The sequence below is a fragment of the bacterium genome (assembly GCA_041648665.1).
Taxonomy (GTDB): Bacteria; UBA10199; UBA10199; order 2-02-FULL-44-16; family JAAZCA01; genus JAFGMW01.
In genome coordinates this window covers 1-12,910 of the sequence record JBAZOP010000030.1, presented here as the reverse complement: position 1 = coordinate 12,910, position 12,910 = coordinate 1, and the positions used below count along the sequence as shown (strand labels likewise).

At 60.2% G+C, this 12,910-nt stretch carries 16 protein-coding genes; 7 read left to right on the top strand and 9 right to left on the bottom strand.

The annotated features are described in order from the left end of the window. Positions 1 to 19 precede the first annotated feature (19 nt). Entirely contained in the window at positions 20 to 460 is a 441-nt protein-coding gene (locus WC683_10760; GenBank protein ID MFA4973088.1) for a helix-turn-helix domain-containing protein, read from the bottom strand. A 381-nt stretch (positions 461 to 841) separates the two neighbouring features. On the opposite strand from WC683_10760, the gene preA reads away from it, so the two are divergent. Both preA and thrC read left to right on the top strand, forming a co-directional pair. After that, a complete protein-coding gene (gene preA / locus WC683_10755; GenBank protein ID MFA4973087.1) occupies positions 842 to 2,053 on the top strand; it encodes an NAD-dependent dihydropyrimidine dehydrogenase subunit PreA in 1,212 nt (403 codons plus the stop codon). A 12-nt stretch (positions 2,054 to 2,065) separates the two neighbouring features. After that, the gene (gene thrC / locus WC683_10750) at positions 2,066 to 3,325 is read left to right on the top strand and encodes a threonine synthase (protein MFA4973086.1); all 1,260 of its coding nucleotides are present in this window, start codon (positions 2,066 to 2,068) and stop codon (positions 3,323 to 3,325) included. On the opposite strand, the gene WC683_10745 is transcribed toward thrC, so the two are convergent. From WC683_10745 to WC683_10710, 8 genes are read right to left on the bottom strand one after another with little or no spacing between them, the layout of a single operon-like run. Continuing rightward, positions 3,315 to 3,440 carry a hypothetical protein gene (locus WC683_10745; GenBank protein ID MFA4973085.1) on the bottom strand — a complete coding sequence of 42 codons (126 nt, stop codon included), beginning with the start codon at positions 3,438 to 3,440 and terminating at the stop codon, positions 3,315 to 3,317. The genes thrC and WC683_10745 overlap by 11 nt on opposite strands. Next, positions 3,440 to 3,997 (bottom strand): HesA/MoeB/ThiF family protein, encoded by a 558-nt coding sequence (locus WC683_10740; protein MFA4973084.1) that lies wholly within the window; start codon positions 3,995 to 3,997, stop codon positions 3,440 to 3,442. The genes WC683_10745 and WC683_10740 overlap by 1 nt, the downstream gene beginning before the upstream one ends. After that, on the bottom strand, positions 3,994 to 4,773 hold the full coding sequence (locus tag WC683_10735) for a class I SAM-dependent methyltransferase (protein MFA4973083.1): 780 nt from the start codon (positions 4,771 to 4,773) through the stop codon (positions 3,994 to 3,996). Before WC683_10735 ends, WC683_10740 begins: the two co-directional genes overlap by 4 nt. Before the next feature lie 13 nt (positions 4,774 to 4,786). Then, positions 4,787 to 5,737, bottom strand: coding sequence for a Ppx/GppA phosphatase family protein (locus tag WC683_10730; protein ID MFA4973082.1), 951 nt, complete (start codon positions 5,735 to 5,737; stop codon positions 4,787 to 4,789). Further along, positions 5,710 to 6,999, bottom strand: coding sequence for a Tol-Pal system beta propeller repeat protein TolB (tolB, locus tag WC683_10725; GenBank protein MFA4973081.1), 1,290 nt, complete (start codon positions 6,997 to 6,999; stop codon positions 5,710 to 5,712). Before tolB ends, WC683_10730 begins: the two co-directional genes overlap by 28 nt. A gap of 56 nt (positions 7,000 to 7,055) precedes the next feature. Beyond that, positions 7,056 to 7,904 carry a TonB family protein gene (locus WC683_10720; protein MFA4973080.1) on the bottom strand — a complete coding sequence of 283 codons (849 nt, stop codon included), beginning with the start codon at positions 7,902 to 7,904 and terminating at the stop codon, positions 7,056 to 7,058. Between the two features lie 6 nt (positions 7,905 to 7,910). Further along, positions 7,911 to 8,384, bottom strand: coding sequence for a biopolymer transporter ExbD (locus WC683_10715; protein MFA4973079.1), 474 nt, complete (start codon positions 8,382 to 8,384; stop codon positions 7,911 to 7,913). Between the two features lie 16 nt (positions 8,385 to 8,400). Beyond that, complete coding sequence (locus WC683_10710; GenBank protein MFA4973078.1) at positions 8,401 to 9,120, bottom strand: MotA/TolQ/ExbB proton channel family protein; 720 nt, start codon at positions 9,118 to 9,120, stop codon at positions 8,401 to 8,403. A 421-nt stretch (positions 9,121 to 9,541) separates the two neighbouring features. On the opposite strand from WC683_10710, the gene WC683_10705 reads away from it, so the two are divergent. The 5 genes from WC683_10705 to WC683_10685 all read left to right on the top strand — a co-directional run. After that, entirely contained in the window at positions 9,542 to 10,186 is a 645-nt protein-coding gene (locus WC683_10705) for a hypothetical protein (protein MFA4973077.1), read from the top strand. A 20-nt stretch (positions 10,187 to 10,206) separates the two neighbouring features. Continuing rightward, positions 10,207 to 10,407: a hypothetical protein gene (locus tag WC683_10700; GenBank protein MFA4973076.1), complete on the top strand. Its 201-nt coding sequence runs from the start codon at positions 10,207 to 10,209 to the stop codon at positions 10,405 to 10,407. Between the two features lie 47 nt (positions 10,408 to 10,454). Then, positions 10,455 to 11,261, top strand: a complete 807-nt coding sequence (gene murI / locus WC683_10695; GenBank protein MFA4973075.1) for a glutamate racemase — start codon at positions 10,455 to 10,457, stop codon at positions 11,259 to 11,261. A 66-nt stretch (positions 11,262 to 11,327) separates the two neighbouring features. Beyond that, positions 11,328 to 12,608, top strand: a complete 1,281-nt coding sequence (locus WC683_10690) for a S41 family peptidase (protein ID MFA4973074.1) — start codon at positions 11,328 to 11,330, stop codon at positions 12,606 to 12,608. Between the two features lie 11 nt (positions 12,609 to 12,619). Next, positions 12,620 to 12,910 (top strand): 6-phosphofructokinase (locus WC683_10685; protein MFA4973073.1); only part of this gene is annotated, 291 nt, incomplete at its 3' end.

Here is a 12,910-nt window from a genome sequence, read left to right as displayed (position 1 = left end):
CCTGTCGCAGTGATACACCTCACGCCGCGTGGGGGGATTTGAGGATGTTGACGGCGAACACTGCATCCTTGTCCATCGCGGCAAGAAACTCCTGTATCTTGGTGAGGCTCGGCAGAGACCTGGCCTGTTCATACTGGGCATAGGCGTGCTTGGTTATGCCCAGGCGTTGTGCGAGCTCACTTGTGCTGAGCCCGTACTTGGCTCGCTGCTGCTTGAGAAGGAGCGCGATGAGCAGGGCGTCGTCCTCGGTCCGCTTCGCGCGCAGGACGAAACGGTCGGCGTCGATGGGAACGACCATGATCTCGAATCCCTTTCGATCGACGAGGAGCTCGATCGCCTCTTTGATCATCGAGTAGGCGTCTTTTTTTGAGCGCCCCTGGGTGATGACGTCCAGCGCCGGCACCTCCACAGGCCAGTGGCTGCCCTCCCTCCAGACATAACCCTCAAAGTTCACGCACATCATTTCCTCCGTAACATGCTTTCCCATTACTTCATAGTAAATGTATATAAATATATATACGAGGTCAATCAGCATTTTCGTGTCCTCCCGTAGGCTCACTGCGAGAGGCGCAGGGGACGCCCCTTTGCGACAATCGGGCGCGGTTTCGAGCGTAGTGTATGAGGAATGGAAAAATCGGACTGGTTTCGTGTGCTTGGGGCCTGACAGGCAGGAAGACACCAAGTTCACAGAAACCAGCCGATTTTTCCAGACGAGTAACGGAGCGAGTGGCGCCGTCGCAATGGGGCGGACCCGAGAGCCTGTCGCAACGATCTGCAATCTGCCCATTTCACGTAAGTCTCAATACTTGACCTCCCAATAGGCAACCCGTAATCTCCCCGCATGTTCCCAAAGCCCAAGGCCGATCTATCCATGGAATTCTGCGGGGTAAATTTCGAGACCCCCTTTATCCTCGCCGCAGCGCCGCCGACGGACGACATCGAGATGGTGCGCGACGCGTTCAAGCTCGGCTGGGCGGGCGCGGTCCTCAAGACGACCTCGGTGGAGGCAGCGAAGGTCGATCTCGTTAACCCGATGATGAGCGGCATGGATTCAGGCTCCGAGCGGCTCGTTGGCATGGGCAACATCGACCTCGTGAGCGAGCATCGCATATCAGAGGTGGAGAAGAGGATCGTGACGCTCAAGGCGGAATTTCCCGACAAACGCGTGATCGCCTCGATCAGCGGCCAGGACAAGGCCTCCTGGCAGGAGCTGGCCAGGCGCACCGCTGCCGCGGGGGCGGAGCTCATCGAATGCAGCTTCTCCTGCCCGCAGGGGAGCATGGGACTCAAACCGGGCGCCATGCTGGGCCAGGACGCGGCCGCATCCGCCGAGGTGGCGGGCTGGATCAGGGAAGCTGCCGGCAAGACCCCCATCATTATAAAACTCACGCCGCAGGTCGCCGACATTGCCGAGATCGCCCTTGCCGTCAAAGGGGCGGGTGCAGATGCGGTCTGCGTGGGCAACACCGTGCCCGCGCTGATGGGGATCGATCTCGATCAAGGGGTTCCGATCCCCAATATCGCCGGGAGCTCGACGTATTCAGGGCTTTCGGGTCCGGCCATAAAGCCGATCTCGCTGCGCTGTGTGGCCGAGGTCGCGAGGCGCGCGCGGATGCCGATCGCGGCCAGCGGCGGCGCGGTGAGTTGGAGGGACGCGCTGGAGTTTGTGCTGCTGGGCGCCTCTGTCGTCGAGTTCTGCACCGCGGTCATGCACTACGGTTTCGATATCGTGACAGACTTAAGAGAGGGGATGGCGTTTCATCTCGATCGCCTCGGTGTGGCTAGCCTTCGTGAACTCGCGGGCAGATCGCTGGCGAATCTCGTGGAGCACGATGCGCTCTTGCGCGGCAAGAAGTGGCGGCCGTGCATAGACGAGGATATCTGCGTGCGCTGCGGGCTGTGCATGATCGCCTGCCGCGACGGCGCACATCGGGCGATAACGCTCGATTCAGAGAGGCGGCCCAAGGTGGATGATGATAAGTGCACCGGCTGCGCGCTTTGCTCCACGATCTGCCCGGCCATGTGCATAGAGATGAAGGAAGCGCAAAGCTGAAAGGGGATGAAGATGAGGTCGTTTCTCTTTGAGTGCATAGATTGCGGCAATCATATGATCTCGACCGAGGCCGACTATCTGTGTCCCGAGTGCTCGAAGAGGCGCGCGCCGATGCAGCCGCTGCGCGGGCTCTTGCGCTGCAAGTACGACTACGATGCTATGAAGAAGAATCGGAAGGCCGGCAAGTTCCCGGATAACTCCTATGCCGGGCTTGCCAGGTGGTGGTCCCTGCTCCCGATCGCGTCGCCGGACTCCATACCCTCGCTGATAGTGAATACCACCCCTCTCCGTCCGGCCGAGAGGCTGCGCGCGGAGCTCGGGCTGGCGAATCTCTGGCTCAAGGACGACACGGTCTCGCCGACCGCCTCGTTCAAGGACAGGGCTTCGGCGCTGGTCATAGCTGTGGCAAGGGAGCTGAAGAAGAAGGTTGTGGCTACCGCGTCCACCGGCAACGCGGCGACCGCGCTCGCCGGATTCGGCGCTGCATCCGGCATCGAAACCGTCATTTTCGTGCCCGCATCCGCTCCAAAGGCGAAGCTCGCGCAGATCGCAATCTTCGGGGCCAGGCTCGTTCCAGTGGATGCGACATACGATCAGTGCTTCGAGCTCTCGATCGAGGCGTGCGAGGAGTTCGGCTGGTACAACCGCAACACCGCCTACAATCCCTTCACAGTCGAGGGCAAGAAGACCGCGGCGCTCGAGATCTGGGAGCAGCTCGGGTATACGGCGCCGGACTGGGTGATTGTGCCCACGGGCGACGGTGTGATCGCGGCCGGCATCGAGGGCGGTTTCGCAGATCTTCTGGAGATGAAGCTGATCGATCGGATGCCCAGGCTTGCGATCGTGCAGGCCGCGGGCTGCGCTCCCATCGTGCGCGCCTTTGAATCGCGCTCAAGCGAGATCGAGCCGGAGGCGAAGCCCGACACTTTTGCCGACTCCATATCAGTTGGTGTGCCGCGCGCCGGGCGCTGGGTGATGAATGCGCTCGAGTCCACGAACGGCGTTGCGGTCGCGGTCGAGGATGCGCAGATACTCGAGGCGATCTCGCTCCTTGGCCGCATTGCAGGTGTGTTCGCTGAACCTGCGGCAGCGGCGTCCATAGCCGGGTTGTGCAAACTTGTTTCGATGGGGACGATCAAATCCGACGAGAAGGCGGTGGCGCTCATCACCGGCAGCGGGCTCAAGGACGTGCCTGCCGCCATGCGCTCCTTCGAGATGCCGAAGCATATCGCGCCTCATCTCGATGCCGTTAAAAAATTTCTCAAATCGTAAATCTGCTGATGCTGACTTCGTTGAGATCGATGCGGGAGATATTGTCCTTCATCAAATCGCCGCGGTCTGTGAGGAGCTTTATCGCCTCGGTCGCCTGCATTGCCGCGATGGCCATCACGGAGCCGGCGGTGTGCCGAATGTCGTCTCTTCACCTGAGGCAGGCGCATGTGATTCGCTTCCGTAGATCGCTTTCAGTCCCGGGCCGTCCGGACGGACCACCATGATCTGGCCGCGGTAGCCTGCGACCGCCGCATGCACCATCGGGATCTCCAGTTTGCGGGCCGCGCGTTCAAGCGCGAAGCGATCGCGGATGTTGCCGAGACAATCGAGGATCAGGTCCGCGCCGGCCAGCAGTTTTTCTGCGTTTGCGTCGGTCAGGCGATCTTGCCTCGCTACTACCTCCACCTCGCTGTTCACCTCGCTCGCGCGCTCGGCCGCTGCGACTGCCTTGTTCTGTCCGAGTGTCTTCTCGGTGGCGAGCAGTTGGCGATTCAGGTTCGTGGGTTCGAACACGTCGAAGTCTATGATCGTGATCTTTCCCACGCCTGCACGCACCATGATCTCGAATACAGTCCCGCCGAGTCCCCCCGCGCCCGCGATGGCCACGTGTGTGCACGCAAGTTTCTTTTGCCCCTCTTTGCCGAGGGTCCCCAGGTTTCTTGCGTATCTCAAATCCATCTCCACAGCCTTTCTGTCATCGTGAACGGATCTTCGGGATGCGGCTCGATGATGATCTCGACCTCTGCCTTGTCGCCTCGCGCGAATTTTCTGGGCTCCAGCGGCATGATCCCCTGTTTCCAGTGCGTGGCCGCAACGAGCGGGGAGGCGTCCGAGACCTCTCCCTTATGCCATGTTGCGCGCGGCCAGAGGGCGAGCGCCCTTGCCGTGCCGGCCTTTGCGATCGGGAAACGTTTTTTTGCGTGGATAAATTTCGGAATTTTGCCGGAGAATGAGACCTGCTCGATCATCTGTGGTGCGCCCATGAGGTCGGCCTTTTGGATGCGCGCGATCTCCGCCGGTTCCGCGACCTTGGGCATGCGCGAGATCAACGCACCCCAGAGTTCGAGCCGCTGCGGGACGATCCTTGCGCCCTTTTTGAGGAGCCTCTTTCGCGCATCCGCGAGCGTGGCGAGGATGTTCTCGTCGAATCCGAAACTCCCCACCGCCTCGCAGAGCGCCACGTCGGCGCGCTTTTCGGGCTTCCAATTGAAAGAGAGCCCGTGGATGAAGGTTATGCGCTCTGCCACGCCTTCCTTCTTTGCGGTCTTCATGGCGTGGGCGAGCGCCTCGGCGTCGATGTCGATCGCGAAGACGCGCGCAGCCCTTGCTTTGGCGGCGGCGATCGCGAGCACGCCGAGACCTGTGCCTATGTCGAGGACGAGGTCGCCTGGACGCACCGCTTTTGCCACCGCGCGCAGGAGCGCGGGTGTGCGACGGGGATCATCCACCATCTTCGAATGCCTATGCCTTGCAGAAACTTTCATAAAACAGTCCCCACTTCACACCTCGGTCCGAGACGGTCGCGTCCGCGTAGCCCAGGTAGCTCATCGCATCGTGCAGGAGTATGGAACCGGCCAGTATCACGTCCGCCCTCTCCGGCATGAGCCCCTTGATGGAGCGGCGCTCCGCGACCGTCTTGCATCTTAACATATCCACGATGTCACGCAGGTCGGTGATCTTGAGCAGACTGCCGTGGACTGCGTCGGGAATGTAAGGATCGAGCGCTAAGCGTATCGCCATGATAGTTGTCGCCGTGCCGGCCGTGGCCACTAGTTTGGCCTCGTGGGGCCTGGCGAAGATTTGGGGCTGGATGCACCTGGCGAGTTCTTGGCGGATGTTCCCCCTCAGCTCGTCCAGCTCGTGATTGGACGCAGCGTCGCCCCTGACGTGATTTTCTGTAAGATTGACGCAGCCGATCGGTATGCTCACGAGTTCCCTCACGCCTTTGAGTTCGGTGATGAACTCGGTGGAGCCTCCCCCTATGTCGATGACGACTATTTCCCTGCCGAAGTCGCTCGCTGCGGCCAGGAATGTGAGCTCCGCCTCGCGCTCAGGGGAGATCACTTCGATCGAGAGCCCCATGACCTTCTTCGCCATGAGCAGGAAGTCGCTGGCGTTGGATGCGTTCCTCAGCGCTGCGGTGCCGATCGCCGCGATCCCCGTGACCTTGTGGCTGTCGCACAGCTGCATGTATTCCCGGAGCGCGGAGAGCGTGCGCTCCGCCGCTGCCTCCGAGATCGCGCCGGTCGCGGTGAGCCCCTCTCCGAGTCTCGTCACTTTGGCGCGGTCTTCTATTGGACGCACCGAGCCGTCCGGCAATCGCTCCCCTATGAGCAGGAGCACGGAGTTGGTGCCGATGTCTATGGCAGCCTGCATGGTTTTCTTTATTCCGGCCTTTTCTGTGGTCCCCACTCGGGCAGCATGCCGTTGCCCTTGGATACGCGCGTCTGGTTGGAGCCGTCCGCGCGCATGAGGTAGATGGCGGCGCCCCCCTCGCGGCTGGAGGAGAAGGCTATCATCCTGCCGTCGGGCGAGAACGAGGGGTGCTCGTTGCTGCCCGTGCCTATGGTGAGCCTCTGGATGTTGGAGCCGTCGGTGTTCATGATGAAGATATCGAAGGTGCCCATGTCTCGGCCTGCGAAGGCTATCTTGTCGCCGATCGGGGACCAGCTGGGCATGTCGTTCTGATATCCGACGAACGTGAGCCTCGAGACCCCTCCGCCGCCTGCGCCCATGCGGAAGATGTGAAGTCCTCCCGCGCGCTCGGAGGCGAAGACGATCGAGCCTCCGTCAGGCGAGTAGTCGGGAGACAGGTCGATGCTGTTGCTCACCGTGAGCCTGTGCGCAGAGCCGCCGTTAGCGGATATGGTGTAGAGGTTGGCCGCGCCGGCGGCTGAGGATGAGAACGCGACGGTGCCTCCGTCCGGGCTGAAGGCCGGCGTGATGTTGGATCCGCCTATTGAAATGCGCTTGAGTGCGCCGCCGCTCAGGTTCGAAATATACACGTCCGGGTTGTTCTGCATGTAGGATGTGAAGGCCAGTCTGTCGCCGCCAGGGCTCCACACCGGCCCCATGCTGATGGTCTTGCCCTTGGTGACCGCGTACGGCCCGTTGCCGTCCATGTCCATGACGTAGATGGCCTTGCTCTTTTTGCCTGTGATCGCGGTGTAGGCGATCTGTGTGTCAAAGCAGCCCCATACGCCGGTGAGGGCCAGCATGATCTCGTTGGAGAAACGGTGTGCGATCTGGCGCATGTTCTTTTTGTCGGCGCGATACTGCTTTCCCACGAGCATCTGCTTGAGGAACGGGTCGAAGAGCCTCAGGGTCACGTTGAGCTTGCCGCCGTCGCTCTTGATCTCGCCCTTGACCAGGGCGCCCGCTTCGATGGCGGTCCAGTAGCTGAACTTTATCGTGTCGATCGACACCCCTTCCTTGCGTGCAACCGCCTTGAACGCGTCAGGATCTAGGACCCTGAAATAACCCGAGAGTTCCATGTCGTTTCTTATTATGTCGGCTATCTTGGCGCCGTCGCTGCCGCGCAGGTCCGCTATCGCGATCGGGAACTTCTGGTCCGAAGGCTGGTCTATCGGCACGTATATGCGCGCGCCCGCCGCCGCTGGTACGAGGATGGCTGCAGTCAATGCGATTGTGAATAATATCCTTGTAGCTTTCATAGTCTCCTCTTGCGAGTTGCCTGCCTGCCTGCCGGCAGGCAGGCGAGTCACGGTCTTTAATACTTTGCCTTCAGCTTCGGGTCAAACTCTATGAGGAACCCTTCATTGTACGCCTCCCATGCCAGCCTGTCGGGCGGCTTGGGGAAGGGGGAGGCCTTTTTTATCGCGCGGACCGCGGACTGGTCGAATGCTGCGTTGCCTGACTGCGACTCCCACCGGACCGAGACCACGTCTCCGTCGAGGTTGATCATGACTTCGACCCTTGCGCTGTAGCTCTCCGTCCCTTCCTCCGCGAACTTCATCGGTATGATCCACTCCTTCATGATCTTGAAGCGGAGCATGGCCTGGTATTTCAGGTACTCCGGGTCCGACGGCATCACCCGCAGCGGTTCCTTGCCGGTGCCGTATTTGAATCCCTCTCCCTGCTTTTCGATCTGCGCCGCCTCCGGGACCACGGTGCGATCTTTGAGCTGCTTGTCTATCTTGGCCAGGGCGTCCTGGATCTTGCGGTCGGTCCTAGATTTCGGCCTCGGCGCCTCCGCTTTCTTCACGGTCTTGCTCTCGTATTCCATCTTGGGCCGCGGCGGCAGTTCGGTCTTGATGTCGAGCTTCGCCTGTTTGGCGTCTACGGGCTTGGTGGCGGGCAGCGGCTGTTGGCTTGGTTCGAGCCTCTTCTGTTCCTCTATCGTGCTCTTTGGGAATCCTTCGGCTTTCTTGAGGCTCAGCTCTATCTCTTCGCTGGTCCCCTTAGGCAGCTCCACCCATATGATCTTGGTCGGCCTGTCGCTGGAGCGCATGCTCACTATCGGCGACAGGACGAAGACGGCCACGAGTACGATGTGGATCATCGCCGAGATCGCGACCGGCTTCCGCAGTATCGATGCTGTCGGGTGGATGTATCTCACGGCCCGTCAGGACTTCTCCTTGTCCGCCTCTTCGGGCTCCTCGGTCTCATACTCGGGATTGGTGATCATGCCGATGCGGTCTACGCCCGCCTTCTTGGCGAGCGACATGATCTGCACTACCTCGCCGTATTTCACGTCGGTGTCGGCCTTTATGAAAAGGTCGCGTTGCTGTTTTGCTTCGTAGATGGCGGTCAGCCTTCCCTGCACCTCTTCGACCGGTATGGACGGCCCCTCGTCGCCGATGAATATGGTGCCGTCCTTCTGTATCGTCAGGATCACGTCGGTCTTGGTCCTCTTGAGCGCGGGCGCCTGGGCCTGGGGCAGGTTCACCGGCATCCCCTGCTGCAGGAGCGGCGCCGTGATCATGAATGCGATCAGGAGCATGAGCGCCACGTCCACGAGCGGCGTGATGTTGATCTCGGCGAGCAGCCTGTTGTGCGTCTTTCCCTTCTTGATCAGTTCCTGCTTTGCTTCGAGCATGGCTCTCTTCCTCGGGCTATTCCTGGTTGAAGTACTCTTGTCCTATCCTGACGTTGAGGTCTTCGCCGAAGTCGTCCAGGTCTTTGGCTATGATCCTGATGCGGTTCACGTAGAAGTTGTAGAAGATCGTCGCCGGGACCGCCGCTATCAGGCCCACCGCGGTCGTGATGAGCGCCTCGGAGATATACGGACCGACCACGGCGAGGCTGGATGCGCCGGTCTTTCCTATTTTCCAGAACGCGTGCAGTATGCCCCAGACCGTGCCGAAGAGGCCTAGGAACGGGGCCGCGGTGCTGGTTGTGGCCAGGAACGGGACGCTGTACTCCATGGATTCGATCTCTTCGTCGGACGATCGCCTGATCTCCCTCTCGATCAACCTGGAGGCTTTGGGCGACTGGTTTTCGCGCAGTCTCTCTATCGCGGCCTTGAAGACGTTGAACGCCGGGCTTTTCCGGAAGGTGCCTTTCGAGACTATGGCGTCTATGGATTTGGATTGATTGAAGAGCCGATAGAACTTCTCCGAGTTTCGCTTGGCGTTCTTGAGCTGGCGGTGCTTGGATCCGATTATCGCCCATGAGACGATGGAGAAGAAGAACAGCAGCACCATGACGATCTGCACTATCAGGTCTGCGCCGAAGACCAGCTCGAACAGGCTCCTGTTGCCGAGGCCTATGTCCGTGCTCTCGATGATCTCCGTCGTTTGGGCTATCACGCCCAGGGTCGCGATGATATTCATACCGGGTTGTTCTCCTTTTAGGTTGGTGTGGGAATATACGAATTGAGGCCGACTCCTGTCAACTCAACAGAGAAGGGCTTCGGCCGATGGAAATGCATCTTTCAAAGCAATCGAGTGCGCGGCCGTGGCGACGAGGGATGCGCCCGCTCCATGTCGAGGCACTTAAAATCCCATGCCGAGATTCGGTGGATAACCTGCGGTTGGATGCGATGGCGCGGATCAATGCGGGTTTGTGATGCGACGATTTTTTGACGGAAGTAATGTCAAAATAATGACGGTTCCAGTCTGTTTATTGCTCTCTTCCGATTTAACTAGCTGATATATATGGAAATTATGATTTTACCACAATCGGTTCAGAATTTGCTCTCTTTAGGTCTGCGTGACTTTATTTGGGCCCGATGAAAACGGGGTCTATATGAAAATGACGCTGATCTTATTCTCGATCATGTCCTGCCTTTTATTTGCAGCGGGGCAGGCCTGCGCATTTTCATCCAACCCGGCCGATTACGGCGCCGCGTTCATAAACGGCAAAATCGTGATCTTCGGCAGGCTCGCCAAAGATCAGACCTGGTCCGACTTAACACCGGCCGAGCATATGCAGACCTTCGGTTACCGTTGTTACGATTCCACGAATTCCGTGTGGAAGACGGCCGGCAGCAGGGCGGTCAGGGGGCTGAGGGTGATGCTGCTGGCGGATATGAAGTGCGTGAAGGAGGACGAATATTGCGCGGATCCGAATAAGGCGCCGGACAAGGCTGCGCGCGGGACTTATCCGACCTATGCCGTATGCAGGCCGACCCCGCAGAACGCATCCGGGTTCATATGCGAGCTCGATGCGAGGGACGTGGCTGCGCTGTGCGAACTCAATTCGCTTCCGTCGGAGAGAAAATTCGAGGAGCTCTTCGACGAGGCGCGATACGACATCAGGCTGATCTTCGTCGACGGCAAGGGGGGCGCATCCAGGAGCCCGGCCCTCACGTACGAAGATCTCTTCGGCGCGTCCCATGCGGACAGCGATGCGGACGGCATCCCTGATGCGTGGGACAACGAATCAGCTGCTCAATAGATCGCAAAAAGGAGGATGACATGGGGAGGGCTTGGACAGAAGAGATCGAGAGGCGCTGGGATCTCTCCCGCGAGGAGACCACTTCGTGGGAGGTGATGCACGAGGAGGAGGGTTTCGAGGACCTGGGTTTTATGGCCGACGAAGAGATCAGCGATCTGGACGGCCAGGAGACCCATATCCACTTCCATCACTCCAAGCTGGGGACGGAGCGGAAGCACTGATCGAATTTGCTTGGAAACCCTGCATCCGTGCGCTATAGCCCCGCGCTATGGTTCTGCGCGGGCAATCGCCCATAGGCATATTCGATTCGGGGATAGGCGGTCTCACGGTCTTGGCGGAGGTCCGCAGGCGCCTTCCCCACGAGTCGATCCTCTATCTCGGAGACACTGCCCGGGTTCCATACGGCACCAAGTCCGCCGAGACGGTGGTGCGCTACGCCCGGCAGTGCGCAGCATTCCTGGTGGAGAGGGGGGTCAAGGCCCTGGTGGTCGCGTGCAACACCGCTTCCGCATACGCCCTTCCGGATCTCTGCAAGAGCTTCGACCTTCCTGTTCAGGGCGTGGTGGAGCCGGGATGCCGCGCAGCGCTTGCAGCGAGCAGGAAGAAGTCCATAGGAGTTATCGGCACGGCCGGCACGATCGCCAGCAACGCATACGGCTCGACCCTCAAGTCGATGGACCCCTCGGTCATGGTGGTGAGCAGGGCATGCCCGCTCTTTGTTCCTCTCGTGGAAGAGGGCTGGATCGACAACGAGGTCGCGGATGCCGCTGCCCGCCGCTACCTGGATGGGCTCGGGTCAGAGGGGATAGACACCCTCATCCTCGGCTGCACGCATTATCCGCTCCTCAAGAACTCCATAGCGCGGCATATGGGCAAGGGGGTTGCGCTGGTGGACTCCGCGGCGGCCTGCGCCGGCTCTCTTGAGGAGATGCTCGTCAAGAGGGGGATCGCGGCCGAGCCCGGCCTTGCATCCCAGTGCCACCTGTACGTCACCGACCTCCCGTCCAGGTTCGAAAGCATCGCCCATCGCTTCCTCGACAAAGAGACCCCCCCGGTCACCAGGGTGGACCTGTAACCCGCCATAGCCCTTGCATTTTCCTTCGCCCATGCTAGACGATAGCGCCTCAAAACGGAGCCCGGTTTGCAATACCGCATTTACAGGACGACGTGTTTCGCAGCAGCTCTCCTGCTCGCCTTTGCGATCTCTGCCGGCAGTGCGCATGCGCTCTCGGACAAGGGTTACAGGGCGCTCCACAATTTCTCCAAGGTCCTCCACTACATCGAGGAGAACTACGTCTCCGAGGTCGACGAGGACAAACTGATCCAGGGCGCGGTGCAGGGCATGGTGAGCACGCTCGACGCTCACAGCGTCTATATGACCCCGGAGATAAACCGCGAGCTCAAGGTGGACACCACCGGCCGCTTCGACGGCGTGGGCATCGAGGTCGCGGTCAGGAACAATTCCCTCGTGATCGTCGCCCCGATCAAGGACTCGCCCGCCGACAAGGCGGGGATAAAGTCCGGCGACCGCATAGTCAGGATCAACGGCGTCTCCACGAAGAACATGAATCTCGGCGAGGCCGTGATGAAGATGCGCGGCAGTCGCGGCAGCCGCGTGACCCTCACGCTCTATCGCGACGGCGTGGCTCAACCGTTCAACGTCAGCGTCACCCGGCAGATAATAAGCGTGCCCAGCGTGAGGGCGCAGATGCTCGGGGACGGCATAGCGTACGCGTCGATCTCCAGCTTTCAGCAGGGGACCTCCCGTTCACTGGAAAAGTCGCTCAAGGAGCTGTCCAAGAAGGGCGAGGTCGACGGGCTGATCCTCGACTTGAGGCATAATCCCGGCGGGCTGCTGGAGCAGTCGGTCGAGGTCTCGGACCTCTTTCTTAAATCCGGCACGATCGTCTCCACGGACAACAAGGGCAAGGAGGTCGACCGCAGGGAGGCGACGGCCCAGGGCACCGAACCGGATTACCCGATGGTGGTGCTGGTGGACGAGGGCTCCGCATCCGCTTCCGAGATAGTGGCGGGCGCGCTCAAGGACAACGGAAGGGCGACGATCATCGGCACGAAGACGTTTGGAAAGGGTTCTGTGCAGACGGTGATAGATCTGGACGACGGCTCGGGACTCAAGATCACCGTGGCGTTCTACCGAACCCCCAGCGGCAGGATAATAAACGACCAGGGCATAGTCCCCGATATCGTCGTCGCCGCGAAATCGCCGGAGGTTGCGGCGAAGGAGGCCGCTGCAAAGTCGCTCGCGGACAAGGTCGCCCCTGTCGAGGGCGATGAGGAGAAGGAGGAGAAGGAGGAGGATGAGGCGAAACAGAAGCCGGCGGAGAAACCTCCCCTCGTGGACTATCAAAAAGAGAAGGCGATCGAGTTCCTGAAATCGAAAATCACTTCAAAGAAAAGCTGAGGAGGAAAGTCATGATCAAGAGAGTAGGCGTGCTGACCGGCGGCGGTGACTGTCCGGGGCTCAACGCGGTGATAAGGGCGATAGTGCGCAGGTCGCTGATGCACGGCGGTTATGAGATCATCGGCATCAAACAGGGTTGGAAGGGCCTGGTGGAGAATATCACCGTGCCCCTCAGGCGCGAGGATGTGCGGGGGATACTCCACAAGGGCGGCACGATACTAGGCACCAGCCGCACCAACATATTCAAGAATCCGGAGCTGGCCGGCAAGGCGATGGAAAACTACAAGTCGCTCAAGCTGGAT

Bases quoted from the DNA above. Each gene is read 5' to 3' on its own strand.
- WC683_10760 (MFA4973088.1), bottom strand. From the start codon at position 460: ATGTGCGTGAACTTTGAGGGTTATGTCTGGAGGGAGGGCAGCCACTGG.
- preA (MFA4973087.1), top strand. From the start codon at position 842: ATGTTCCCAAAGCCCAAGGCCGATCTATCCATGGAATTCTGCGGGGTA.
- thrC (MFA4973086.1), top strand. From the start codon at position 2,066: ATGAGGTCGTTTCTCTTTGAGTGCATAGATTGCGGCAATCATATGATC.
- WC683_10745 (MFA4973085.1), bottom strand. From the start codon at position 3,440: ATGGCCATCGCGGCAATGCAGGCGACCGAGGCGATAAAGCTCCTCACA.
- tolB (MFA4973081.1), bottom strand. From the start codon at position 6,999: ATGAAAGCTACAAGGATATTATTCACAATCGCATTGACTGCAGCCATC.
- WC683_10715 (MFA4973079.1), bottom strand. From the start codon at position 8,384: ATGCTCGAAGCAAAGCAGGAACTGATCAAGAAGGGAAAGACGCACAAC.
- WC683_10710 (MFA4973078.1), bottom strand. From the start codon at position 9,120: ATGAATATCATCGCGACCCTGGGCGTGATAGCCCAAACGACGGAGATC.
- WC683_10705 (MFA4973077.1), top strand. From the start codon at position 9,542: ATGACGCTGATCTTATTCTCGATCATGTCCTGCCTTTTATTTGCAGCG.
- WC683_10700 (MFA4973076.1), top strand. From the start codon at position 10,207: ATGGGGAGGGCTTGGACAGAAGAGATCGAGAGGCGCTGGGATCTCTCC.
- murI (MFA4973075.1), top strand. From the start codon at position 10,455: ATGGTTCTGCGCGGGCAATCGCCCATAGGCATATTCGATTCGGGGATA.